26 protein-coding genes are annotated in these 22,409 nt (G+C 62.9%); 19 read left to right on the top strand and 7 right to left on the bottom strand.

From position 1 onward, the window contains the following. Positions 1 to 5 precede the first annotated feature (5 nt). The 3 genes from prpF (at position 6) to VGD45_RS23250 (ending at position 3,267) form a co-directional block, all read left to right on the top strand. The gene (prpF, locus tag VGD45_RS23260; protein ID WP_331157749.1) at positions 6 to 1,190 is read left to right on the top strand and encodes a 2-methylaconitate cis-trans isomerase PrpF; all 1,185 of its coding nucleotides are present in this window, start codon (positions 6 to 8) and stop codon (positions 1,188 to 1,190) included. A 128-nt stretch (positions 1,191 to 1,318) separates the two neighbouring features. Then, positions 1,319 to 2,203, top strand: coding sequence for a flagellin (locus tag VGD45_RS23255; RefSeq protein WP_331157748.1), 885 nt, complete (start codon positions 1,319 to 1,321; stop codon positions 2,201 to 2,203). Between the two features lie 83 nt (positions 2,204 to 2,286). Continuing rightward, on the top strand, positions 2,287 to 3,267 hold the full coding sequence (locus VGD45_RS23250) for a hypothetical protein (RefSeq protein ID WP_331157747.1): 981 nt from the start codon (positions 2,287 to 2,289) through the stop codon (positions 3,265 to 3,267). On the opposite strand, the gene flhA is transcribed toward VGD45_RS23250, so the two are convergent. The 7 genes from flhA to VGD45_RS23215 are packed head-to-tail and all read right to left on the bottom strand — an operon-like array spanning position 3,248 to position 9,561. Then, positions 3,248 to 5,347, bottom strand: coding sequence for a flagellar biosynthesis protein FlhA (gene flhA, locus VGD45_RS23245; protein ID WP_331157746.1), 2,100 nt, complete (start codon positions 5,345 to 5,347; stop codon positions 3,248 to 3,250). The two genes, VGD45_RS23250 and flhA, sit on opposite strands and share 20 nt — an antisense overlap. Before the next feature lie 12 nt (positions 5,348 to 5,359). Next, positions 5,360 to 6,478, bottom strand: coding sequence for a flagellar type III secretion system protein FlhB (locus tag VGD45_RS23240; protein WP_331157745.1), 1,119 nt, complete (start codon positions 6,476 to 6,478; stop codon positions 5,360 to 5,362). A gap of 4 nt (positions 6,479 to 6,482) precedes the next feature. After that, positions 6,483 to 7,250, bottom strand: a complete 768-nt coding sequence (gene fliR / locus VGD45_RS23235) for a flagellar biosynthetic protein FliR (RefSeq protein ID WP_331157744.1) — start codon at positions 7,248 to 7,250, stop codon at positions 6,483 to 6,485. Positions 7,251 to 7,258: 8 nt separating this feature from the next. Beyond that, positions 7,259 to 7,528: a flagellar biosynthesis protein FliQ gene (gene fliQ / locus VGD45_RS23230; protein ID WP_331157743.1), complete on the bottom strand. Its 270-nt coding sequence runs from the start codon at positions 7,526 to 7,528 to the stop codon at positions 7,259 to 7,261. A gap of 13 nt (positions 7,529 to 7,541) precedes the next feature. Beyond that, a complete protein-coding gene (gene fliP / locus VGD45_RS23225) occupies positions 7,542 to 8,312 on the bottom strand; it encodes a flagellar type III secretion system pore protein FliP (RefSeq protein ID WP_331157742.1) in 771 nt (256 codons plus the stop codon). After that, positions 8,309 to 8,674 (bottom strand): FliM/FliN family flagellar motor switch protein, encoded by a 366-nt coding sequence (locus VGD45_RS23220; protein ID WP_331157741.1) that lies wholly within the window; start codon positions 8,672 to 8,674, stop codon positions 8,309 to 8,311. Before VGD45_RS23220 ends, fliP begins: the two co-directional genes overlap by 4 nt. A gap of 2 nt (positions 8,675 to 8,676) precedes the next feature. Beyond that, a complete protein-coding gene (locus VGD45_RS23215; RefSeq protein ID WP_331157740.1) occupies positions 8,677 to 9,561 on the bottom strand; it encodes a FliM/FliN family flagellar motor C-terminal domain-containing protein in 885 nt (294 codons plus the stop codon). 249 nt (positions 9,562 to 9,810) lie between these two features. On the opposite strand from VGD45_RS23215, the gene VGD45_RS23210 reads away from it, so the two are divergent. The 16 genes from VGD45_RS23210 (at position 9,811) to flgN (ending at position 22,407) form a co-directional block, all read left to right on the top strand. Beyond that, the gene (locus VGD45_RS23210; RefSeq protein ID WP_331157739.1) at positions 9,811 to 10,164 is read left to right on the top strand and encodes a flagellar hook-basal body complex protein FliE; all 354 of its coding nucleotides are present in this window, start codon (positions 9,811 to 9,813) and stop codon (positions 10,162 to 10,164) included. A gap of 118 nt (positions 10,165 to 10,282) precedes the next feature. Next, positions 10,283 to 11,872 (top strand): flagellar basal-body MS-ring/collar protein FliF, encoded by a 1,590-nt coding sequence (gene fliF / locus VGD45_RS23205; protein ID WP_414717601.1) that lies wholly within the window; start codon positions 10,283 to 10,285, stop codon positions 11,870 to 11,872. Continuing rightward, positions 11,856 to 12,878: a flagellar motor switch protein FliG gene (locus VGD45_RS23200; RefSeq protein ID WP_331157737.1), complete on the top strand. Its 1,023-nt coding sequence runs from the start codon at positions 11,856 to 11,858 to the stop codon at positions 12,876 to 12,878. Before fliF ends, VGD45_RS23200 begins: the two co-directional genes overlap by 17 nt. Next, positions 12,875 to 13,576: a flagellar assembly protein FliH gene (gene fliH, locus VGD45_RS23195; RefSeq protein WP_331157736.1), complete on the top strand. Its 702-nt coding sequence runs from the start codon at positions 12,875 to 12,877 to the stop codon at positions 13,574 to 13,576. Before VGD45_RS23200 ends, fliH begins: the two co-directional genes overlap by 4 nt. Then, a complete protein-coding gene (gene fliI, locus VGD45_RS23190) occupies positions 13,573 to 14,883 on the top strand; it encodes a flagellar protein export ATPase FliI (RefSeq protein WP_331157735.1) in 1,311 nt (436 codons plus the stop codon). Before fliH ends, fliI begins: the two co-directional genes overlap by 4 nt. Further along, complete coding sequence (locus VGD45_RS23185; protein WP_331157734.1) at positions 14,880 to 15,308, top strand: flagellar FliJ family protein; 429 nt, start codon at positions 14,880 to 14,882, stop codon at positions 15,306 to 15,308. Before fliI ends, VGD45_RS23185 begins: the two co-directional genes overlap by 4 nt. Positions 15,309 to 15,386: 78 nt before the next feature. Then, entirely contained in the window at positions 15,387 to 16,742 is a 1,356-nt protein-coding gene (fliD, locus tag VGD45_RS23180) for a flagellar filament capping protein FliD (protein ID WP_331157733.1), read from the top strand. A 30-nt stretch (positions 16,743 to 16,772) separates the two neighbouring features. Next, on the top strand, positions 16,773 to 17,162 hold the full coding sequence (fliS, locus tag VGD45_RS23175) for a flagellar export chaperone FliS (RefSeq protein WP_349263342.1): 390 nt from the start codon (positions 16,773 to 16,775) through the stop codon (positions 17,160 to 17,162). A 4-nt stretch (positions 17,163 to 17,166) separates the two neighbouring features. Continuing rightward, entirely contained in the window at positions 17,167 to 17,493 is a 327-nt protein-coding gene (locus VGD45_RS23170) for a hypothetical protein (RefSeq protein ID WP_331157731.1), read from the top strand. Next, a complete protein-coding gene (locus VGD45_RS23165) occupies positions 17,490 to 18,584 on the top strand; it encodes a flagellar hook-length control protein FliK (RefSeq protein WP_331157730.1) in 1,095 nt (364 codons plus the stop codon). The genes VGD45_RS23170 and VGD45_RS23165 overlap by 4 nt, the downstream gene beginning before the upstream one ends. Then, on the top strand, positions 18,581 to 19,057 hold the full coding sequence (locus VGD45_RS23160) for a flagellar basal body-associated FliL family protein (RefSeq protein ID WP_331157729.1): 477 nt from the start codon (positions 18,581 to 18,583) through the stop codon (positions 19,055 to 19,057). Before VGD45_RS23165 ends, VGD45_RS23160 begins: the two co-directional genes overlap by 4 nt. Before the next feature lie 2 nt (positions 19,058 to 19,059). Next, complete coding sequence (locus VGD45_RS23155; RefSeq protein WP_331157728.1) at positions 19,060 to 19,770, top strand: FliA/WhiG family RNA polymerase sigma factor; 711 nt, start codon at positions 19,060 to 19,062, stop codon at positions 19,768 to 19,770. Between the two features lie 16 nt (positions 19,771 to 19,786). Further along, complete coding sequence (gene motA, locus VGD45_RS23150) at positions 19,787 to 20,713, top strand: flagellar motor stator protein MotA (protein WP_331157727.1); 927 nt, start codon at positions 19,787 to 19,789, stop codon at positions 20,711 to 20,713. Next, positions 20,697 to 21,683 carry a flagellar motor protein MotB gene (locus VGD45_RS23145; RefSeq protein ID WP_331157726.1) on the top strand — a complete coding sequence of 329 codons (987 nt, stop codon included), beginning with the start codon at positions 20,697 to 20,699 and terminating at the stop codon, positions 21,681 to 21,683. The genes motA and VGD45_RS23145 overlap by 17 nt, the downstream gene beginning before the upstream one ends. Positions 21,684 to 21,685: 2 nt before the next feature. Beyond that, positions 21,686 to 21,982 carry a flagellar biosynthesis anti-sigma factor FlgM gene (gene flgM, locus VGD45_RS23140; RefSeq protein ID WP_331157725.1) on the top strand — a complete coding sequence of 99 codons (297 nt, stop codon included), beginning with the start codon at positions 21,686 to 21,688 and terminating at the stop codon, positions 21,980 to 21,982. After that, positions 21,979 to 22,407, top strand: a complete 429-nt coding sequence (flgN, locus tag VGD45_RS23135) for a flagellar export chaperone FlgN (RefSeq protein ID WP_331157724.1) — start codon at positions 21,979 to 21,981, stop codon at positions 22,405 to 22,407. Before flgM ends, flgN begins: the two co-directional genes overlap by 4 nt. Positions 22,408 to 22,409 lie beyond the last annotated feature (2 nt).

Below are 22,409 nucleotides of genomic sequence, written 5' to 3'. Positions count from 1 at the left end.
CCACTATGGCCCACGCACCTCAGATCAAGATTCCCGCCACCTACATGCGGGGCGGCACGAGCAAGGGAGTGTTCTTCCGCCTGCAGGACCTGCCTGCGGCGGCTCAGGCGCCCGGCGCGGCGCGCGATGAGTTGCTGCTGCGGGTCATCGGCAGTCCCGATCCGTACGGCAAACAGATCGATGGCATGGGGGGTGCGACCTCTAGCACCAGCAAGACCGTGATTCTCTCGAAGAGCACAAAACAGGACCACGACATCGATTATCTGTTCGGCCAGGTCTCCATCGACAAACCCTTCGTGGACTGGAGCGGCAACTGCGGCAACCTGTCCGCCGCCGTCGGACCGTTCGCCATCAGCAACGGATTGATCGATCCGAGCCGTATTCCAAGGAACGGTATCGCCACGGTTCGCGTCTGGCAGGCGAACATCGGCAAGACGATCATCGCGCACGTGCCGATGACGAACGGAGTCGTGCAGGAGACCGGCGATTTCGAGCTGGATGGCGTGACATTCCCCGCCGCCGAAGTGCAGCTCGAATTCATCAATCCGGCCGCCGACGAGGAAGGCGCGGGCGGCGCGATGTTTCCAACCGGCAAGCTGGTCGACGATCTCGAGGTGCCCGGCCTCGGCACGCTGAAAGCGACCATGATCAACGCCGGCATTCCGACCATCTTCGTGAACGCGGACGCCATCGGCTACACCGGCGCTGAATTGCAGGAAGCCATCAACAGCGACGGCAAAGCGCTGGCCATGTTCGAAAACATTCGCGCGCACGGCGCGATTCGCATGGGCCTCATCAAAACGCTCGAAGAGGCCGCGAAACGCCAACACACGCCGAAGGTCGCGTTCGTCGCGCCGCCGGCCAGCTATGTTTCCTCCAGCGGCAAGCACGTGCAGGCGGGCGATATCGATCTGCTCGTGCGCGCACTGTCGATGGGCAAGCTGCATCACGCGATGATGGGTACGGCCGCGGTCGCCATCGGCACGGCAGCCGCCATTCCAGGCACGCTGGTGAATCTCGCGGCCGGTGGCGGCGAGCGGAACACGGTGCGCTTCGGCCATCCATCGGGCACGTTGCGCGTCGGCGCCGAGGCTGCACGAGTCGACGGGGAATGGACGGTCACCAAAGCCATCATGAGCCGCAGCGCTCGCGTGCTCATGGAAGGATGGGTGAGAGTCCCCGGAGTGTGACGCCAGTCACGAAAAAACTTCGGTGCAAGCTATTTAAGAACTCCGAACGGACCGCCGCCTTCAGGGACTGAGGGCGCGAAGAACCGAATGGTTGGCGCCCAAGACGACAACCACCAGGAGTTCTTGAAATGCTTTCTCTTCACACCAACGCTGCGTCGCTGTCCACGCAGAATTCGGTCGGCAACACTCAGAAGGCGTTGTCCACTTCGTTGACCCGCCTCGGCACCGGCTTCCGCGTCAACAGCGCGATGGACGATGCTGCCGGCTTGCAGATCGCCACCCGCCTGGATGCGCAGACCCGCGGCATGGCCGTCGCTCAGCGCAACACCCAGAACGGCATCTCGATGATGCAGACCGCCGAAGGCGCGTTCTCCGAGTTGAGCAACGTGCTGCTGCGTATGAAGGACCTCGCGACCGAAGCCTTCACCGCTTCCACGACGGCCAACGACAAGACGGCGCTGCAGGCTGAGTACGATGCCCTGGGCCTCGAACTGAGCAACATCGTGCGCTCTTCGTCCTTCGGTGGCTCGCGCCTGTTCAGCAACGGCACGACCACCGACGGTTCGGCCGGCCTGTTGTCCGCCTCCGTCTCGTTCCAGATCGGCGCCAGCGCCTCTGAAACGATGGCTGTCGACACCGCCACCAACCTGACCGCTCTGGCCACCGCGCTGGGCAACGTCAGCAGCAACTACGCCGGCTTCGCCGCTCCCGCGGCTGGCACGGAGTTGACCGGCGGCACCAACGCCATCATCACCACCATCGACACGGCGATCACGGCGGTGGGCACGGTGCGTGCGCAGCTCGGTGCTGCTTCGAACCGTCTCGACCACGTGTACAACAACCTCGGCAATATGATCACGAACGTGTCCTCTTCGCGCGGCCGTATCATGGACGTGGACTACGCCGTGGAAACGTCGAACTCCACCAGCAAGCAGCTGCTGCTGCAGGCTGGTACGTCGGCCCTCAAGCAGAGCAGCAGCATGTCGCAGCTGGTCATGTCTCTGATGCAGTAACAGTTCCCTGAATTGGGGAGCCAGCCGTGACTGAACGGTTGGCTCCTTTTGTTTGAGGCGGACGCAACTGGGGGAAAAGAACAATGGCTGTGGAGAGAGTCTCCGCGATCGTCCAGCCGCGGGTCGCACAACAACGCACCGGTGACCGCACGCCCACGCCGGGGGAAACATTGTTACTCACGCTCGCGGATTCAGCGGGCGACGATTTGCTGGTGACCATGGCCAATGGCACCGAGCTGCGCCTGATGGGGCTGAACCGCATGGCCGACGGACTGCGCCCTGGCGACACTCTGATGATGCAGGTTCTCGCGACTGAGCCGCACCTGGAGCTCGCGCTACGTGAACCCTCCACACCGAATGCGCTCAACAACATGGCGCTGAACCAACACAAAGCCATGCAGTTGGACCAGGCCGTGCTTCGACAGATTGCGTGGCAACTGCCGGATCCAGCCGCTATGGCCTCGACCTGGCGGTCGCTTGCTCAAGAACACTGGACCCGTGCGCCAGGCTACGGCGCCGATTCGAACGGAGCACGCGCAGGCACTGCGGCCTTGTTTCGAGATTCGAGCTTTATGCCCAACGCCACCGCGCATGAACGCTGGCTGCTGCCGGTCTACGCATGGGCGGGGATGCATCTGATGCTACGTCTGGTGGTCGCGATCGATCGCGCGCGACGCAAGCCGGCCCGTCGCGGGCTGCCACTGGCGCTGCAGCTGGGTCTGGCACCGCCGGCGATGGGCAGCATCGTGCTGCACGTTCAGTCGTCCGACGACGATATCGAATTGCTGGTAGCGTGCGAGCAGCGGCCCAGCTTACTCGTGATTCAACAAGCGTTGCCCAGCATCGCATCGTCGCTCAGCCGCGCAGGATTGCGCCTGCGACGCGCGCAGGTCACGCAAGGCAATACGCTGCTCAGCGTGGTCAACGAAAACTCGTCGGCCATGTTGCCGCCGCAACTGTCGGTCGAGCTGCCGCCGGCCTCGCTGTTTCGAGCGGCGGCCGAAGCGGCCATCGTGATTTTGCAGCAGCGGCCGAGGACAGAGCTCAGCCCAGCGAGCCGATGATGCTGATGTCCCTGTGCTCCGGAATTTCGTTGTACGAAAGCACCGCCAGGCCCGGCGCAAACAATCGCGCATATCGCGCGAGCAGCGGCCGGATCTGCGGCATCACCAACAGCAGCGGCGGCACGCCTTGCTGCTTCATCTGTTCGCGCATCACCGGCATGTTGGTCTGCAATTGCGACAGCAGATTCGGATCGACGGGATAATTGTCGAGCGCGACCTTGCCGGTCTGGGTCGCCTGATTGAGCGAGCCGAGCAGCATGCTCTCCAGCTCACCGGTGAGATTGAAGGCCCTCATCTGCGTCGACTTCCCGAGCAGGGAGCTCACGATCTGCCGACGCAGGGCGCAGCGAACCTCGGCCGCGAGCAGAATGGGGTCTTTGGTGGTCTCGGCGCTTTCCAGCAGCGTGGTCGCGATGGGAACGATGTCCTTCAGCGACACATGCTCCGCCAGCAGCAGCCGGAACACTTTCAGCAAATGGCTGTGCGTCAGCGCCTTCTCGACGGCGGCGGCGAGCTTGGGCGACATGGCGCCCAGTCGTTCGAGCAGAGCAGGTACGTCCTCGTGACGAATCAGTTCCGACATATGCTCGCGCACCAGCTTGGAAACATGCGTGGCGATGACGCTGGCGCCATCGACCACCTGATAGCCGAGCCCCAACGCATTGGCGCGCTCGCTCGGCGCAATCCAGATCACCGGCATACCGTAAGCCGGCTCGATGCCGGGAATGCCGTCGATCTCGCCGTACACCTGCGCCGATGCGATCGCCATCAGCTTGTCGGGATGAACTTCCGCCTCCGCGATCACAGTCCCGTGCAGCAGGACCGAATATTGGTTCGGCGGCAAAGTGAGATCGTCGCGTACGCCAATCGGGGGGAACAGCAGGCCCATCGACTCGCTCATCGTTTGACGCACACCTTTGAGTCGTGCGTCGAGCGGCGCGCCTTGGTTGCGGTCGATGAGCCCGACCAGCTTGTAGCCGACGCTGACGCCGAGCGGCTCCACGAAGGGTAAGCTGCGCCAATCCAGTTCTGGCGTGGGTTGCGCGATGATGGCTGCTTCGGCGGCAGCGTTTGCATCCGGTGCGGAAGCCTCGTGCTTGGTCATCCGCCAGCCGGCAAACGCCAGCACTGCAGCGAACGCGAGGAATGTGAGCCAAGGCATGCCAGGAATCAGACCCAGCACCAGCATCATGCCAGCCGCGCCGTAGAGCACGCTCGGCGAGGCGAGCATCTGCGAGCCCACCTGCTTCTCGAAGTCGCCCGAATCGCTGATGCGAGTGACGATGATGGCCGCGGCGGCCGACAACAACAGCGCCGGAATCTGCGCGACGAGGCCGTCACCGATGGTGAGCAGAGCGTACAGCTTGAACGCTTCCCCGAACGACAGGCCGTGCATCAGCGAGCCGATGATCACGCCGCCGACCATATTGATCAGCAACACCAGGATGCCCGCGATGGCGTCACCGCGCACGAACTTCGACGCGCCGTCCATCGCGCCATAGAAATCCGCTTCGGCGGCGACTTCGCGGCGTCGCTGCTGGGCCTTTTCCTGATTGATCAGGCCCGCGTTCAAGTCGGCGTCGATGGCCATCTGCTTGCCGGGCAACGCGTCCAACGTGAAGCGCGCCGACACTTCAGAGATACGCTCGGCGCCCTTGGTGACCACCGCGAAGTTGATGATCATCAAAATGACGAACACCACCAGGCCGACCACGAAGTTGCCGCCGATGACCACGTGACCGAACGCCTCGATGACGCGACCGGCGGCATGCGTGCCTTCGTGACCATTGAGCAGTACGACGCGAGTGGAGGCGACGTTGAGCGCCAGGCGCATCAACGTGGTGGCGAGGATCACCGTGGGGAACACGGAGAAGTCCAGCGGCCGCCGTGTCGTCACGCTGACCAGCACCACGATCAGCGCCAGCACGATGTTGAACGTGAACAGCACGTCCAGCAGCAGCGGCGGCAGCGGCAGGATGATCATCGCCAGCAGCGCCATCAGGAACATCGGCACGGCGGCGCGATGCTGTTGCAGCGAGTGGACGGTGCGGGTCAGGAAATTCTCAGGCGCGGCGCTCATGCACGGCTCACCTTATAAACGGGGCAAGGAAAGTTCGCTGGGCAGCGTCGGCAACACTTTGCGACTGCCTTTCCGAAACGCTTGGATCTGCAGCACATAGGCGAGCACGCTGGCGACGGCTTCGTACAGCGCCGCCGGGATCTGCTGATTCACCTGGCTGGTGTTGTAAATGGCGCGGGCCAGCGGCGGCAGCGGCACGACTTCGACGTTGTGCTCGATGGCCACAGCCTTGATGTACAGCGCCATCTCGTCGACGCCCTTGGCGATGACGAACGGCGCGCTGGCGCGCTTCTCGTCGTACTTCACGGCGACGGCGTAGTGCTCGGGATTCACGATGACGACGTCCGCGGTCGGCACTGCCTTGCGGATCGCGCCACGCGACATCTTTTGCTGAATCTGACGAATGCGCTGCCGGACTTCGGGCCGGCCTTCGTTGTGCTGATGTTCTTCCTTGACTTCGCGCTTGCTCATGCGTTGCTCGCGCATGAACACGAACGCCTGGATCGGCAGGTCGATGATGGCGAAGATGATGAACACCGCGCACAGCGCCATCACGCCGCTCAGCATGAGATCGGCGGCGCCTTCGAGCGCTTCAGGCAGAGGCCGCGACTGCAGTTCCAGAAAATCGGTAATGCTGCCGCGGGTCACCCACCACAAGGTCGCGATCAATACGGTCGCCTTCAGCATGGACGTGAGCGTCTCGACCATGTGGCGCTGAGCGAACACTCGCTTGAAATAGGAGAGGGGATTGAGCTTGTCGAAGCGCGGCTTCAACGGCGTGAAGCTCATCACCCAGCCGCCGGGAAACATGGAGGCAATGCCGACCAGCAGCGGCACTACCAACAGCGGCAGCACCATCTTGAACAGCAGCAGCATGCTGGAGGCGAACAGTGTGGAGTTGGCGTTCTCCAGATCGCCGGGCTGGCTCATCACCGTGAAGCTACGGGCAAACAGCAGACGGAAGTCTTCCAGGTAACCCGGAATCAAAAACACCGTCAGTTGCAGGCACAGGAAGATGCCGACGGCGGTCGTCCAGTCGCGCGACCGCGCAACCTGACCTCGCTCGCGAGATTTTCGCAGCTTCTGGGCTGATGCTTTTTCGCTCTTGTCGTCTTGCGAGGCTTCGGCCATGGCGTTACCCCGTCTTCACACGCAGCAGTTCGAGTACCTGCTGCGTGAGTCGCAAGTAGTGGCCGGGCAGGACCTGCACGAGGTAGCCGAGCACATACAGGCCGAACACGATGATGGCGGCGAAGCCGAGCGAGTAAAGATTGAGCGCCGGCGCGATTCGATTCAGCAGGCCGAAGCCCATCTGCACGACCAGTGTCGAGAACACGATAGGGATAGCGAGCAGCAGAGCCGCGGAGAAAACCCAGGCCACGTTGTAGGCGATATCACGCAGCGTCGCGATGTCGAGCGGTCCGCCGACCGGCCAGGTGTGAAAGCTCGCGCCGATGACTTGAGCCAGCACCAGATGACCGTCGATGCCGAAGAAGACGAGCACGCACAGCAGGTACAACATCGTCGCGATCACGTCCGCCGACGTGCCAGTCATGGGATCGTTCATGACCGCCATCGACAAGCCCATCTGCGAGGACACCACGAAGCCGAGCATCTGCATGACGGCCATCGTCAGATGAAACGCGAGGCCCAGTCCGAAGCCGAGCAGCGCTTGATTCAACGTCGTGACCACAGCTTGCATGGACAGCGGATCGATCGGCGCCACCGGCTGAGCAACCGGAACGAAGATCACCGCGAGCACGACTGACAACAGCACGCGCACGGTGATGGGCACCATGTTCTCGCCGATGATCGGCGCCGCGTTGAGCATGCCGAGCACGCGGCAAAACGGCCACCAGACCGCGCTCAGCAGTTGCGGAAGTTGCTGCAGCACCAGTTCCATGACCGGCCTCAGCCCACCAGCGTGGCCGCGCCCCGGAACACGGCGACGCAGAAGTCCATCAACTGCGCCGCCATCCAGTGGCCCGTCAGTGCGATCGCGAGCAGCGTCACCAGCAAGCGAGGCAGGAAGCTCAACGTCTGTTCGTTGATCTGCGTCGCGGCCTGGAAGAAGCCGATGACCAGGCCCACGAGCATGCCGGGCACGACCAGCACACAGACCAGCACCATGGTGAGGCGGAGCGCGGAGCCGACCAGATCGGCGGCGATATCTGCGTTCATGAGATCACGCTCGCTAATACGCCTGAATACTGCCGACCAATGTCTGCACCGTCAGCGTCCAGCCATCCACCAGCACGAACAGCAACAGCTTGAGCGGCAGCGAGATGACCAGCGGCGAGAGCATCATCATGCCCATGGCCATGAGCACGGAGGACACCACGAGATCGATGATCAGAAAGGGCACGAACAGCATGCAGCCGATCTGGAACGCGGTCTTCAGCTCGCTGAGCACGAACGCGGACAGCTTCACCAGGAAGCCGTGCTGTTTCGGATCGGTGATGTGCGCCTCGCCGGAAAGCTCCGCCATCTGCGTCAGCGCGCCCTTGTGAGTCTGCGCGAGCATGAAGCGCGACAGTGGCTCTTCGGCGGTCTTCAACGCCTGCTGGAAAGTGATCTGCTCGTTGTCGAACGGCACCAGCGCTTCGGTGTAGATCTGTTCGCCGATGGGACGCATCACCAGCAACGTGAGAATCAGCGCCACGCCAGTGACGATGCGATTCGGCAGTCCCTGCTGCAAGCCGAGAGCCTGGCGTAACAGCGCCAGAATGATCACGAAGCGCGTGAAGCAGGTCGTCATCAACGCCAGCACGGGCAGTAGCCCGAGCAGGGTCATGATGATCAGGACCTGAGTCTTGACCGTGAACTCTGTGGTGTTGCCGTCGGAGCTGGCGCCGATGATCTCGATGGGTGCTGCGCCGGCGGCTGCTAGTAAGCCCAGCAACAGCAACGGTGCAGCCATCAAGCTCAGCAGGCGCGCAGTAGAGCGCGCTTGCGAGGAACTCATGACGTGAGCGAGTCCAGATTCAAATCGCTGAGCTCGACCACTTTCAGGCCGTAGTTCTCGCCGCTGACGACCACTTCGGCGCGGCCGATCACAGTGCCGTTGACCTTGATGATCAGCGGCTCGCCGGCCAGCGTGTCCAGCTCGACGACGCTGTTGCGCTCGATCTCGGCCAGATCCTGCAAGGACAATTTCGCCGAGCCCACTTCGAGCGTCAGCGTCACGGGAATCCGGCGCATCATCTGGGCGAAATTGCGTTTGGCCGGGGCAGGGGCGGCCGGTGTGGCGGCGGGGACTTCATCGTCGAGGACGTCTTCGAGGTCAGCCAGCAGATGGTCGTCGGGAGCGTTCGATGCGTTGTTCATGTTCAATCCACGTCGGCTAACGAAGTGAGACACAGCTTGCCGTGGTGTTCGGCGATGCTGGCGGTGAACAGCCGGGAATCCCCGATGAGCACATCGGCGTCTCCCAGGCTGATCGGCAATACGTCCCCCTGTCGCAGATCGAGCAGTGTCGCAAGCGGCACTTCCTTTTCCAGCAGGCGCGCCCGCAAAGTCAGCTGCAGGCGAGCCGGAAACGGCTTGGTCGCCGCCATTTGTTTTTGTCTCGAGCGTTCGCGGTTCGGCGTCAGCGCCTGTAACAGACGTGTCATCCAGGCCGCGGAAATCTTCAGCATGAGCGTGCCGCTGACATTGCAACGGCTTTCGGAGAGCGACAGTCGCAACAGCCAGTCGCCGTCGCACGAGCCATGCATCGCCGCCTCGGTGAAGCTGATCGTCGGGATAGTCTCGGGCTGCGGTCGTTGCACCGATTCGATCCGTCGCACCGTGAGCTCGGCGAGTTGTTGGCCCAACATGGCGCAGAGCCGTTCTTCGGTGGCGGTCTCCGGTTCGTCGATGGGCAGCGACGGCGGAATGTTTTCCCCGTCGGTACTTGTACTCACCTCTGGCATCACTGAGCCGTAGCGATAGCGCAGCAGGCACAACAACAACGGTCGATCGATCGCGAAGTGAATGCGCCCGTCGCCAGCGGAGTAGGTGAGCCAGCGCTGCGTATCGGCGGGAGCGGCGATAAACGACGCAGCGTCGATCTGGAAGCTCGCCTTGTAGCGACGATTGACACGAGTTCTTAAAAAATCTGTCACCTCGTCGCGCAGTACATTCGCGAAGCCGCCGAGCAAATGCACTGGACGACCCATGGTGCGCGGGTCGATCACGATGTGCGTGCGAGCGTGTGATTGTTTCGTCGTCATCGCGGCCGTTATCGCATGTGCGATCGACTTTCTTTAGTGCTGCTTCTGTTTCTCATGCTCGGTCTGAGTGGGCGTTAGGGTTTAGCCCGAAACGTGCGCGCACGGTTGCGATGAAGTCATACAAAAAAGTGTGCGCCGTGTAGCAAATGGTTGGTTGCACGCTCAACTGCTGCGAGCGCGCGTCGATGCAACGGAAGGCTCAATGCACTGCGGCGTCTTGAGCGACCCGATGAGCGAAAGGATTAAGCGATGCCAGTAACGCAGTTTTCTTCCAGCCACATGGCTGCCGCGATCGATGCCGTGCAGGCGCGTATCGTCGAAGACGCCGTATCACTACGGCAAACCCCGCCGCAGCCCTCAGCAAATGACCAAGCGCCGCGCGCCGATGGATTTGCTTCGCTGTTCGAACGCGCCGTGCACCACGTCGACGCACAAGATCGAGCTGCCGCCGAGAAGATGGCCGCCGTCGATGCCGGTCAGAGCGACGACCTGGTCGGCGCGATGCTCGCGAGCCAGCAGGCCAGTCTGTCGTTCTCCATGCTGATGCAAACCCGAAACAAAATCGTCGGGGCCATGGAAGACCTGATCAAGCTGCCGTTGTAGACCCGCTCCCGTGACCAATACTTTGAAAGCCGCTGTGGCCAGATGGTGGCCAGGCAATGGCGCCGCGTCCGTGCCCAACGGATCCGCGGCCGCCGCGCCATTCGAATGGCAGGCGCTGATGCGTGGCCTGATGCCGATCGTCTTGCTGGCGACCGTCATCACCGCCGTGGTGCTGATGTTCGCCTGGCGCGATCAGTCCGAGTACAAGCCGCTGTTCGGCGCGCGCGAGAAGGTCGCGGCCGCGGACATGATGACGGTGCTCGATGGCGCCGGAATTCCTTATCGTTTGCATCCCGATACCGGACAAGTGCTCGTCCCGCAGGACCGGCTGGGCGAAGTGCGCATGTTGCTCGCGTCGAAGGGCGTGGTGGCGCAATTGCCGGCCGGCCTCGAGCTCATGGATCGCAGCGATCCGCTCGGCGTGAGTCAGTTCGTGCAGGACGTGCGTTTCCGTCGCGGCCTGGAAGGCGAGCTTGCTCAGAGCATCATGACCATCGACGCGGTCGAGTCGGCGCGCGTGCACATCGCGATCGCCAAGTCGTCCTCGTTCGTGATCAACACCGCCGAGCCGAGCTCGGCGTCCGTGGTGGTCGGCTTGAAGCCCGGGCGCAAGCTCTCCAATGAACAGATCGCCGCAATCGTGCAGATGGTCGCGAGCAGCACGACCGGCCTCGCTGCCGAGAAAGTCACGCTGGTCGATCAGTCGGGCAACTTGCTGTCCGCCCGCGTGGACCTTACCGAAGGTTACGAGTCGACGCAGGTCAACGATGCCGCGAATCATTACCGCGACGAGACTCTGCGCAGCGTCGAGAATCTGCTCGCGCCCATCGTCGGCAACGACAACTTCAAGCTCAGCGTCACCGCGGATGTCGACAACGACCGCGTCCAAGAGACGCGCGAGCAGTACGGCGATACGCCCAAGGTCACCAACGAGTCGGTTCGCGCCGAATCGGACACCGATCCCGTTGGGTTGGGCGTGCCAGGCTCGTTGAGTAATCGGCCCATCGACGTAGCGGCGAACACCGCAGACCCGGGCGACAGCACCAAGCAGCGAAACGCGTCGACGCGGCAGTTTGCGTATGACCGCACGGTTACGCAGATCCAGCGCAGCCGCGGTCGGCTGAAGAAGCTGAGTGTCGCGGTCGTGCTCAACGACGCAGTGGCTCCGGGCGGCGCCGCGTGGAACGAAGCGCAGCTCGCAAACATCGATCGCATCTTGCGTAGCGGCCTCGGCATCGATACTGCGCGCGGTGACACCCTGGTCGTTTCTTCGCTGGCGTTCCCGAATGCGCCCGCAGCGCCGGTGTGGTGGAAGCAGCCCGAGCGCGTGTTCGACATTGGCGTCTATCTCGGCTACGCCCTGGCCGCGTTGCTCGGCTATCTGCTCATCGCGCGACCCCTGTTGGGCATGGCCAAGCAGCGACTGGCGTTGCCTGCACCGGGTGAACAGAAGCCTGGAGTGCAAACAGTCGAAGCCACGCCGGTATCGGCGGGTGCAGGCGTTGCTACCGCCGCGGCTCTGCCGACAGCAAGCCCCAACAAGGGACCGATCCCGGTGGGGCCGCTGCTGGAGGATTACGACCTGCCGCCGCCGGGCTCGCCGGTCGATGTGATGGTTGATCATCTGCGCGCGCTGGCGGCCAAGGAGCCGGAGCGCGTTGCTGAAGTCGTGAAGCAGTGGGTGCAGAAGAATGTCCGACGCGAGTAATGCAGTCACTCCGGTAGCCGGGGCAAGCTCGCTGGAGCAGGCCGCGATCGTCTTGCTGAGCATGGGCGAGGAGCCGGCGGCCGCCGTGCTTCGTTGCCTGTCGCGCGAGGAGCTGCTCGAAGTAACGCAAGTGATGTCGCGCATCAGCGGCATCAAAGTCGAAGCGGTGAAGCAGTCGTTGCAACGTTTCTTCGACGAGTATCGCCAGCAGAGCGGCGTGCACGGCGCATCTCGTTCCTATTTGAAGCGCTCGCTCGATCTGGCGCTCGGCTCCGACATCGCGGACAGCGTGCTGAACAGTATTTACGGAGACGCCATCCGTCCGAAGCTCGCGCGCCTGCAGTGGGCGTCGCCGAAGTGGCTGGCCGATCTCATCAGCCAGGAGCACGTGCGCATGCAGACCGTGTTCCTCGCGTTCCTGCCTCCGACGCTGGCCGGTCAAGTCATCGAAGCTTTGCCGTCCGGCACACGAGAGCTGGTGCTGGTCAATCTTGCCCGCTTGAACGAAGTGGATCACGAGCTGTTGGTGGAATTGGACCAGCTGGTGGAGCGTTGCCTCGCGAGCCTCGGCTTGCAGAGCACGAGCGTCGCCGGCGTGCGGCAGGTGGCCGAGATCCTCAATCGTCTGCCCGACAATCGCTCGCGCATGGTCGAGGTCCTGCGCAGTCACGACGCCGAAGTGGTCGCCGAGATCGAGCGCAGCATGTACGACTTCTTCATTCTTTCGCGGCAGACCGAGCCGACCCTGTTGCGAATCATGGAAGACGTGCCGGTCGAGCAATGGGCAATCGCGCTCAAGGGCGCGGAGCCGGCAGTGCGCGACGCCATTATTCGTGTGATGCCGCGGCGTCAGGCACAGACTTTCGAAGAAACCATGCGTCGTAGCGGTCCCGTGTCGCGCAGCCGTGTCGAGCAGGCGCGCAACGAAATCATGGCGCAGGTGAAAGCGCTCGCCGATGCCGGCGAGATCGAAGTGCAGTTGTTCGCGGAGGCGGTGCTGGAATGAACCGCGCCTGGCGTCCTCATCGCTTCGCCGCGCTGGCGCAACTGACGGATCCCAACGCATGGGCCGGGCCCGGCGCCATGCCTTCGCAAGTCGCATCGGCCATGCAGGATGGCTATCAGCGGGGCATGGAGCGGGGCTATCGCGAAGGTCACGAAAGCGGACTGCGCTCCGGCATGGAGACGGGTCGGCAGGAAGGTCGCGACGAGGGCAAGCAGCAAGGTATCGAAGCCGGTCGGCAGGAAGCGCTCGCGCGTTTCGAACGTCTCGCGGGTCCCGCCAGCGAGATGCTCGAACAGCTGAAACAAATGCAGGCCGACTATCAGACGGCCATGCGCAAGGAAGTGATCGAGCTGGTCGCCAAAGTGGCGCGCCAGGTCATTCGCAAGGAAATTCAGACGCAGCCTTTGCAGCTGCTCGCGCTGGTCGACGAAGCGCTCGCCACCATGCCGCGCGTGGCGGCGGATGAAATCGTCGTTTATCTCAATCCGGAGGATTGCGAGCGCATCATCGAGCTCGATCCGCTGCAGGCCGAGCGTTGGAACCTGTGGGCCGACGATAAGCTCGAGCCGGGCGAATGCCGTGTGAAGGCGGGCCAACGCGAAGCCGACGCGGGCTGCAGTCAGCGCCTTGCCGCGTGCATGGAGCAGATCGAAGAGCGTTTGTTGCCGCAATCTCATGACTCGGTGAACGCGGCATGATCGGCGCCGCGCTTCGCGGCATCGAGTTGAACTCGGTGCCAATCGCAACACCGACCGGCCGACTCGTCGGCGCTTCCGGCCTGCTGCTGGAAAGTCGCGGCTGTCCGTTGAGCACCGGTCAGCGCTGCAGTGTCGAAACCGGCAATGGCGAATGGATCGATGCGCAGGTCGTCGGCTTCCGCGAGGATGTCTCTTATTTGATGCCGTTCAAGCGGCCCGAAGGTCTTGCGACCGGTGCGCGCGTGCTGCCGCAAACGGATCGTGATGTGTTGCGGATCGGGCCGTCGTGGCTCGGTCGCATCGTCAACGGGTTGGGCGAACCGGTGGATAGTCGCGGTCGCCTCGGTGGCGAGCACGTGCTGGACATGCAGCCGCCGCGCGTCAATCCGCTGAAGAAAAAACCGGTGAAGGAGCCGTTAGACGTCGGCGTTCGCGCCATCAACGGGATTCTCACGCTCGGCAAGGGCCAGCGCGTCGGTTTGATGGCGGGCAGCGGCGTCGGCAAGAGCGTGCTGCTCGGATTGATCACGCGGCAGACAGTCGCCGATGTCGTCGTCGTGGGTTTGATCGGTGAGCGCGGGCGAGAAGTGCGCGAGTTCATCGATCTGTCACTCGGCGAAGCCGGGATGAAGCGCGCCATCGTCGTGGTCGCCCCTGCCGATGAATCGCCGCTGATGCGTTTACGCGCCACCGAGCTGTGTCATTCCATCGCCGCGCATTTTCGCGATCAGGGAAACGACGTGTTGCTGCTGGTCGATTCGTTGACCCGCTATGCGATGGCGCGTCGTGAAGTCGCGCTCGCGTTGGGTGAGCCGCCGGCGACGCGCGGTTATCCACCTTCAGTGTTCAGTCTGTTGCCGCAGTTGGTCGAGACCGCCGGCAACGGCGAGCGCGAGGAGGGCAGCATGAGCGCCATCTATACCGTGCTCGCCGAAGGTGATGACCAGCAGGATCCGGTCGTCGATACGGCGCGCGCCATTCTCGATGGTCACATCGTGCTGACCCGTCAGCTCGCCGAGCGCGGTCACTATCCGGCCATCGATATCTCACAATCGGTCAGCCGTTGTATGTCGCTGGTGGCAAGCCAGCAGCATCAGCGCGCTGCTCGCGGCCTACTCGCGATGGTCGCCAAGCACGCGCAGGTGCGCGACCTGTTGCCGCTGGGCGCGTATGTGCCCGGCGCCGATCCGGCCACCGACAAGGCGGTCGAGCTGTATCCGCGCATCGAGGCATTCCTCCATCAGGGCACGCGTGAAGCGGCGCCGCTGACGCAGACCATCGCAGCACTCGAAGGATTGATCAAATGAGCGAACGTCAACGTCTGCGCAGCCTGGGACGGCTGGTCGACCTGCAAAGTCGCGAAGTCGATCGCCTCAGCGCCGATGTCGCCGAGAAGCGGGCGACTCGCGAGCGTTATCTACGCAATCTTTCCAATTTGCAGAGCCTGTGCGACGCCAGCGGCCCGGTGGGCGGCTCGCCCGCGCTCGCGCTGAATCGGGCCGGTTACAAACAAGCTATGTTAAGAATGGTCGCCACGCATCGTCTCGATCTGTCATTGCACGAGTCGCAGCTTGCACTGTCTCAGCGCGAGCTGATCGACGCGGCGCGCCGTCACGAAGCGCTCGACCAAGTGCTGCGGCGGGAGCAGTCGAATGTGCGTCACGTCACAAAGGTGCGCGACCAAAAGCACCAGGACGAGCTGGCGTCGCAGGTCTGGTGGCGTAACAAGTAAAAACCAATGCCGACTTAAGTTCCTCGCGGTTTCTGTCGCCTTTCGACGACTGAAGCACTCCGCTCCGAGGAAGATGCCATGGCCACACTCGATCCAGTCACCACCGCCACGCAACTCGCGACCGCGTACACGCAGTCGACGCAGACGCAGCTGACCACGCAGACCCAGAATGCGCAGAAGAGAGCCACTGCGCTCACCACTCTGCGTTCGGCGCTGAGTGCGTTCGATACCGCGCTGAGCGCTTTGTCCTCGAGCAAGGGCCTGAAGCAGTTCGCGACGTCGTTCAACACCAGTGGCATTGCCACCGCGACGACCACGTCGAAGGCGCAGCCGGGCAGCTATCAATTTCATGTCGAGCAGCTTGCGACCGCTCATCAGATCGTGTTCGAAGATCTGCCGGCGGTGCCTGTGTCGCTCGGCGGCCCGATCACCGTGCAGCTCGCCGACGGCAGCTCGTTCAACGTGAATCTCGTGGCAGCCGACAGCGATTCCGATGGCACGATCTCGCAAGCCGAAATCGCGCGCGCCATCAATCAGGCCAACGACAATCAGGGCAAGGTCGTGGCTTCGGTCGTCACCACGGGCGGCCAGACGCAGTTGCTGCTGAATTCGACCAGCACCGGCGCCGCGGGCGCGATCACTGTCGACGCCAGCGCGTTGCCGCCGAGCACTCTGCAGACCGCGCTCAGCAACTCGCGCCAGCTGACTGCAGCTCAAGATGCCGTTGTGTGGTTGGGCGGGCAGGGCGGCGTTCGCATGCAACAGGCGTCGAACACCTTCAACAGCATCGAAGGTGTGAGCGTGACGTTCACGCGTGCGATGACGAACACCGAAGCGCCGTTGACGCTCACCGTTAGCGACGACACCGCCGGCACTGCCAGCAAAGTGCAGGAGTTCATCAAGGCGTATAACACGCTGCGCACTGCAATCGATTCGCTCACCAAGTCCGGCTCCGAATCGGCCGCGGCTGGGCCATTTGCTTCCGATGCGGGCATTCGCACGCTCAGCAGCCGGCTCAACAGCATTCTTCGCACCGAGTACGAGGGCGTCAGCCTGACTGCGCTTGGCGTGAAGGCCGATCGCAACGGCCAGCTGTCGCTCGATCAGGCGCGCATGGAAAAAGCTCTGCAGGCCGATCCGGCAGCGCTCGACAAAGTATTCGGCAGCGCCAGCATTTCCGCGCCCACGGGTTTGTTGGGCGGCATGAGCCAGTATCTGGATCAGTGGCTGGACAGCGGCAGCGGCCAGATCGCCACCCGCCAGAACAGTCTGCAGATCCTGCAAAAGAATCTCTCCGCGCGTCAGACGCGCCTCGATGCCCAGTACGACCACGCTTATCAGCGTTATCTCATGCAGTTCACGCAGTTGCAGGTTCTGCAGGAGCGCATGAGTCAGACGTCGGGCTTGTTCGCGACGGTCGGCACGACTGCATAGGCCGAGCGCGAGACTTCAGGAGCAAACACGATCGTGAATCACGAAGCCTACAGTAACTATCACGCCGTCAATTTGAAGGCGCAGGTCGCGCACGCCTCGCCGGTGCAGCTGGTGCTGTTGCTGACCGACGGGCTGCTCGAAGAGCTGGTCCGCGCCCGCGCGCACATCGAAGCGCGTCGTTACGAATTAAAAGCGCGCAGCCTGGATCGTTGCGTGGACATGTTGAATGGGTTATCGAGCGCGCTGGATTTCGAGAACGGCGGCGAGGTGTGCGAAAACCTCGGCCGGCTCTATGACTATTGCGCCGATCGCCTTTACCGCGCCGGCATCAACCTGGATCCCACCATCATCGACGAAGTGTCTGGCCTGCTGACGACTCTGCGTCGCGGCTGGCAGGGCATGCATCAGCGCCTGGGTTGACGCCATGGATCGACCAAACCAGGACCGATACAGCCAGCTCATGAGCGTTGCTCGCAACTTGCTGAGCGCTTCACAGCGCGGCGATTGGACGCTGTTGGAAAGCGTCGATCGTCAGCTCGCCGAGTTGTTGACCCGCCGCACCGAGTGGGGTCAATGGTCAGAGAACGAGATGAAGGCGCTCGCGACCGTGCAGCGCGCGCACGAGCAGGCGCGCGAACGTTGCATCGCCGAGACGCAGGCGATGCGCACTCGGCTTGGCCAGATGCGTGAGCAAAAGGCCGGCTGGATGGCCTATGCCGTGCACGGCGAAGTCGCCGGGGAGCAGGCATGACTGCCATCGCTTTCGGCGCAGCTCTGATCGGCAACGACGTACCGGCTGCAAACGTGCAGCCATCGTTGTCACAGCTGCTGATTCCCCAGGCGCCGGTTGCCCAACCGACGATTCCGCCGATTCGATTTGGCGAACAGCTGCGTCAGTCGTTGAGCGCCGACGCGCTCGCGACCCTGCCTGTCACGCCGCGCGCAGCGAGCGAATCGACGCTCGATGATCTGTTGTCGGAGCAGCAGCAGCCGGTGGCGTCTGAAGAGGAGACCGCCAGCGAAGCGCTCCCGGCGTTCTCGGGTCTGATTACATTCACGCAGCCCATCGCCGTGCCACTGGAATACGCGCAGCGCTCGGTTGGCTTCTCGCAGCAGCCGCAGGCATCGTTACCAATTGATTCGGTGTCGCAGCCCGTGCAGCCAACGGCCGCACGCGATCACCTGTCATTGAGCGTGCTCGCCGCGATTCCTGAAGCGTCGTCGCTCGGCGCGGCGACGATCAATGCAGCCGCAACGTCGCTCGTATCGAAGAGCACGGCCGCCGCGTTGTCCATCGAGAATCAGCCGACCTTGGGTACCACCCAGCTTGGTTCGGTGACCAATGCCGGCCTGGTTCAGGCGCTGGTGGACGGCATGACTCAACAGCCCGGTGTACTGGCGCCAGTCGCCGCATCGCCGGCGCAGTCGTTGAACACGCAGCGCTCGACGTTGGAAGTGGTGCTGGGCGAACGCCTTCAGCTGCAGATTACCCAGCGTAGCGAGCATGCCGTGATCCGCCTCGATCCGCCCTCGATGGGAACCATCGAGATCGTGATCCAGCGTGAAGCGGGCAGCATCCAGGTTCATCTGCGCGCCAGCAATGCCGAGGTCGCGCGTCAGTTGCACGGCATCGGCGATTCACTGCGGCAGGATTTGATTCATCGTCAGCACGGCGATGTTTCAGTGCACGTCTCCGACAGCTCTCGCGAACAGAGCGCCAGCCAGCACGGCCAGCGCCAGTCGCAAGCACAACGCGAAGCCCCGGGCCGCGCGCTGTCGGAATCGAATGAAGAATCGGCCAAGTCATTCACGCTCGCAGTGGATGAGGAGCGTGGCGCATGAGTTTCGGAAAGATCGTTGCAGCGCTGTTGACGGTGACCGTGGTTGCCGTCGGCCTCGGCGCCGGCGCGACTTGGTGGTTCATGCGTGACAGCAGCGCCACTGCGACGGCAGAGGCTGCGCCGGAGGCCGAGCCTGAGCCCGAGGCGGATCCGCGCAAATACAAATATTTGAACCTCGAAAAGGTCATCGTCATGTTGCGCGGCGTGGAAGGTGAGCCGGCCCCGCACTACCTGGCCGTCGACCTCGTGTTCAAGACGCCCGAGGAACTGGAAAAGGACACCCGCGAGCAATTGCCGCTGCTGAAGAGCATCGCGGTGAAGGCGCTGTCCACGCTCACGATGGACGCTGCCAGCAAGATCACGGTGGAAGAACTGACGGCCACGATCATCAAGGCCTACGCGGACACCTACACCAGGGATCGCGCCGAGCAGCCGTTCGTCGACGTGATGATCGGCAAGTTCATCGTCGAGTAAGTATGCAAGCGGGATACGCAGTCGCGGATGAGTTTGTCCCGGCGCCGATGAGCGCCGTGGACGAGCAACGTCACCTGGTGACGTTCGCGCCTCTGGTGAAGCGCGTCGTCAAGCAGCTGGAATTGCAGACTGGCGGCGCCATCGGTCGCGAGGATCTGCAGCAGATCGGTTTGATGGGATTGCTGGACGCGCTGCGTCGCTACGGCGTTCCCGATGAAAAGTTTCCTGCATACGCCACGGTGCGAGTGCGGGGCGCGATTCTGGATGAGCTGCGCCGTCAGGATTGGCGTCCACGGACGGTGCGTCAGGAAAGTCATCGAGTGCGCGATGGCGTGCGTGAGCTGATGCGAAAGCTCGGTCGCGAGCCGACGGCTGCGGAGATCCAGCAGGCGCTCGGACTCACCGTCGAGCAGTATCAGGACTATCAGCTGGCGCAGAGCGCCGAGCAGCTCGCCAACTTCGACGAGTTGTTACAGCAGTTGACCGAGCAGTCGGGCGATCGGCGGCATTCGCCGGAGTCGCACCTGCTGCTCCAACGCAGCATCGAACAGGCGCTGCGGCGTTTGAACGATCGGGAGCAGCGCGTGGTGCAGCTCTATTACGAGTTCGATCTGAGCTTGAAAGAGATTGCGCACGTGCTGGATATCACGGAGGCGCGGGTGTGCCAGATCAACAAACTGGCGCTGAAAAAGTTACGGGAGCTGCTGCAGTAGCAGCGAGGGTCGATCGATGCAGTCGCTCGTTGGCATTGCCACCATTCTGTTGTGTGTGTTCGGAGGCTTCATGCTCCACGGCGGAGACATGGGCGTCATCTGGCAGCCGGTGGAGCTGATCATCATCATCGGCGCCGGCTGCGGCACCATCATCCTCGGCAATCCGCGTCACGTGCTCAGCGAGATGTGGCTGCAGGTGAAGGAAGTGCTCGGCCGTAAGAAGAACGGCGAGGAGTTCCAGCGTCAGTTGCTGCTGCTGATGTATGAGTTGTTGCAGACCGCGGCCGGGGGGCTGAAGGCGCTCGATGCGCACGTCGAAGCTCCGCACGAGAGCGAGCTGTTCAAGCGCTATCCGATGATTCTGCACGAGCCCAAGCTGTTGCACTTCATCGTCGACAACTTCCGCTTGATGGCCATGGGCAAGATCAGCGCGCACGAGCTGGAAGGCGTGCTGGATCAGGAAATCGGCGCCATCCACGAAGAAATGATGCAGCCGGCAAAATCCTTGAGCAAGGTCGGCGACGCCATGCCGGGCTTCGGCATTCTGGCCGCGGTGCTCGGCATCGTGATGGCCATGAACTCGGTGGCCGAAGGCGCGGACACGGGTGAAGTCGCGATGGCGGTGGCGGCCGCGATGGTCGGCACCTTCATCGGCATCTTCATGTGTTACGGCGTGCTCGATCCCATCGCCAATCGCATGCGCCAGCTGGTGGACGACGAGCGCCAGGCGCTGGATTCGGTGAAGGTCGTGCTGGTCACGCACGTTGCTGGCAAGCCGCCGCTGCTGGCTATCGATGCGGGCCGTCGCCTGGTGCAGTTGAATACCAAGCCGAGCTTCGCACGCCTGGAAAGCTGGATCGACAAACTGCGTAATCCGGATTCGGAGGACGAGCCCGCCACACCGCGACGTCGTAAGGGAGACTTACGTGCTCAGCAAGCTTGATAAAGGCCAGCAAGCCGTCGTCAAGCGTGTGACTCGCCGTCACGGCGAGGAGGGGCACGGGGGCGCTGCATGGAAAGTCGCATTCGCGGACTTTTGTCTCGCGTTGCTGTCACTATTTCTCGTGATGTGGCTGATGGCTTCGCGCCAGCAGGAGCAGATGGAGGATCTGCTGAAGGCAGCGGGTGGCAGTCTGCTGGAAGAAGGACAGGGGCGTGTGTCTGTCGCGATGGGTGGACCGCGAGGTAGTTTGATCGAGCGTCAGCCGCTGCCGAGCAAAGGCGATACGCTCGGCAAGCGCAAGGCAAACACGGGCGACAGCGATCCGGCCGGTCCGGGCGAAGGCATGCGCCTGTCGAAGGCGCACTACGAGTCGCACGCCGACATGGCCGAGCTCTCGAAAATTCTGGCGCAGCTCGCCGCCGATGTCGGCCTGGCCAAGAACATTCGCACCATCATCACGCCCACCGGCTTGCGTGTGTTGATGCATGACACGGATAAGCAGGGCATGTTTCAGCGGGGCAGTTCCGCGCCGAACGAGCGCTTCCGCCGCTTGTTGAAAAGCCTGGGCCCGCTGTTCCAACAGATCGACAACCAGATGTTGATCGTGGGCCACACCGATTCGTTGCAGTACGCCGATCGCAGCTACAACGCCTTCTCCAATTGGACGTTGTCGAGCGAGCGCGCCATGGCGGCGCGCAGTTTTCTGCTCGCGGGCGGGATGCCGGCGACGAGCGTGCTGCAGGTCGTGGGACAAGCCGATCGCGCTCCCATCAATCCTGAAGACACCACGGCGGCCGAGAACCGTCGTATCGAATTGCTCATTCTCACTAGCGACCAGGCGCGCAACATCGCCGAGATGTTCGGTGCGCCGACGGAAACCCTGCCGTTGCTCGATGGCGTGAGCGTCAGCGTGCCTGACAGCGAAGAGCTCGAAGCTCTGCGCGATCAGTTGCACAACAGGGACATGTAGTCATGCGCACCAAGTCTCGAGGTTCCAACATGAAGGTCGTTCCGGGTTCCGCCGCCACTCCGGTGGCGAGCGTCGCTCCCGCCGCTGAAATTCGCACGCCGGCGACCGCTGTGACCACCGGCACGTCGACGTTGCAATCGACAGTGTTGCAGCCGGCGATGGCCGCGATTCGGGAGCTGCCCGACATCGACAATGAGAAGGTGTCGGCGTTGAAGGCGGCGTTGGAGCGCGGTGAGTTGCCGTTCAATCCCGCCAAGCTCGCCGCGCTGATCGAGCGTTATCACCGGAGCGGCAGATGACAGCGCGTGAGGCGCTCAGCCGCCTGATCAAAGGCGTGCACGCCGATCTTGGCGACTATCGCACGCTGCGTGAGTTGCTGGAGGCGCAGTTCGATGCGGCGCTCAAGCATCGCGCGGCGGTGATCAACGACGTCGCCAATCGCATTACCGAGCTCACCTCACAATTGGAGAAGCGTCGTGTCGAGCGCGTGACGCTCGCGAAGTTGCTCGTTGGCAAGCAGAGCAATGTGACGATTTCAGCGGTCGCGGAGCGCTTACCCGCCAATGCCCGCCCGGCTTTCAACGAGTGGTGGCGGACGCTGGAGCGGCAGGTGCAGGAATGCAAGCGCCTCAACGAGCGCAACTGTCATCTGCTGATGACTCAGCACGAAATCCTGCAGCGAGTGATGCAGACGAACAGCGCAGGGACGTATGCGCCCGCGTGAGC

The organism is Steroidobacter sp., assembly GCF_036402275.1.
Taxonomy (GTDB): domain Bacteria; phylum Pseudomonadota; class Gammaproteobacteria; order Steroidobacterales; family Steroidobacteraceae; genus Steroidobacter.
The sequence above is the reverse complement of the archived record's forward strand: the minus strand, read 5'-3'. Positions and strand labels throughout refer to the sequence as shown.

What these genes read in the sequence shown, in the direction of transcription:
- VGD45_RS23165 (WP_331157730.1), top strand. Translation starts at nt 17,490, where the DNA reads ATGACTGCCATCGCTTTCGGCGCAGCTCTGATCGGCAACGACGTACCG.
- VGD45_RS23240 (WP_331157745.1), bottom strand. Translation starts at nt 6,478, where the DNA reads ATGGCCGAAGCCTCGCAAGACGACAAGAGCGAAAAAGCATCAGCCCAG.
- VGD45_RS23210 (WP_331157739.1), top strand. Translation starts at nt 9,811, where the DNA reads ATGCCAGTAACGCAGTTTTCTTCCAGCCACATGGCTGCCGCGATCGAT.
- fliF (WP_414717601.1), top strand. Translation starts at nt 10,283, where the DNA reads ATGCGTGGCCTGATGCCGATCGTCTTGCTGGCGACCGTCATCACCGCC.
- flgN (WP_331157724.1), top strand. Translation starts at nt 21,979, where the DNA reads ATGACAGCGCGTGAGGCGCTCAGCCGCCTGATCAAAGGCGTGCACGCC.
- VGD45_RS23220 (WP_331157741.1), bottom strand. Translation starts at nt 8,674, where the DNA reads ATGAACAACGCATCGAACGCTCCCGACGACCATCTGCTGGCTGACCTC.
- fliD (WP_331157733.1), top strand. Translation starts at nt 15,387, where the DNA reads ATGGCCACACTCGATCCAGTCACCACCGCCACGCAACTCGCGACCGCG.
- VGD45_RS23250 (WP_331157747.1), top strand. Translation starts at nt 2,287, where the DNA reads ATGGCTGTGGAGAGAGTCTCCGCGATCGTCCAGCCGCGGGTCGCACAA.
- prpF (WP_331157749.1), top strand. Translation starts at nt 6, where the DNA reads ATGGCCCACGCACCTCAGATCAAGATTCCCGCCACCTACATGCGGGGC.
- VGD45_RS23185 (WP_331157734.1), top strand. Translation starts at nt 14,880, where the DNA reads ATGAGCGAACGTCAACGTCTGCGCAGCCTGGGACGGCTGGTCGACCTG.
- fliQ (WP_331157743.1), bottom strand. Translation starts at nt 7,528, where the DNA reads ATGAACGCAGATATCGCCGCCGATCTGGTCGGCTCCGCGCTCCGCCTC.
- flhA (WP_331157746.1), bottom strand. Translation starts at nt 5,347, where the DNA reads ATGAGCGCCGCGCCTGAGAATTTCCTGACCCGCACCGTCCACTCGCTG.
- VGD45_RS23255 (WP_331157748.1), top strand. Translation starts at nt 1,319, where the DNA reads ATGCTTTCTCTTCACACCAACGCTGCGTCGCTGTCCACGCAGAATTCG.
- VGD45_RS23170 (WP_331157731.1), top strand. Translation starts at nt 17,167, where the DNA reads ATGGATCGACCAAACCAGGACCGATACAGCCAGCTCATGAGCGTTGCT.
- flgM (WP_331157725.1), top strand. Translation starts at nt 21,686, where the DNA reads ATGCGCACCAAGTCTCGAGGTTCCAACATGAAGGTCGTTCCGGGTTCC.
- VGD45_RS23215 (WP_331157740.1), bottom strand. Translation starts at nt 9,561, where the DNA reads ATGACGACGAAACAATCACACGCTCGCACGCACATCGTGATCGACCCG.
- fliP (WP_331157742.1), bottom strand. Translation starts at nt 8,312, where the DNA reads ATGAGTTCCTCGCAAGCGCGCTCTACTGCGCGCCTGCTGAGCTTGATG.
- VGD45_RS23155 (WP_331157728.1), top strand. Translation starts at nt 19,060, where the DNA reads ATGCAAGCGGGATACGCAGTCGCGGATGAGTTTGTCCCGGCGCCGATG.
- fliR (WP_331157744.1), bottom strand. Translation starts at nt 7,250, where the DNA reads ATGGAACTGGTGCTGCAGCAACTTCCGCAACTGCTGAGCGCGGTCTGG.
- fliI (WP_331157735.1), top strand. Translation starts at nt 13,573, where the DNA reads ATGATCGGCGCCGCGCTTCGCGGCATCGAGTTGAACTCGGTGCCAATC.
- fliH (WP_331157736.1), top strand. Translation starts at nt 12,875, where the DNA reads ATGAACCGCGCCTGGCGTCCTCATCGCTTCGCCGCGCTGGCGCAACTG.
- motA (WP_331157727.1), top strand. Translation starts at nt 19,787, where the DNA reads ATGCAGTCGCTCGTTGGCATTGCCACCATTCTGTTGTGTGTGTTCGGA.
- VGD45_RS23160 (WP_331157729.1), top strand. Translation starts at nt 18,581, where the DNA reads ATGAGTTTCGGAAAGATCGTTGCAGCGCTGTTGACGGTGACCGTGGTT.
- VGD45_RS23200 (WP_331157737.1), top strand. Translation starts at nt 11,856, where the DNA reads ATGTCCGACGCGAGTAATGCAGTCACTCCGGTAGCCGGGGCAAGCTCG.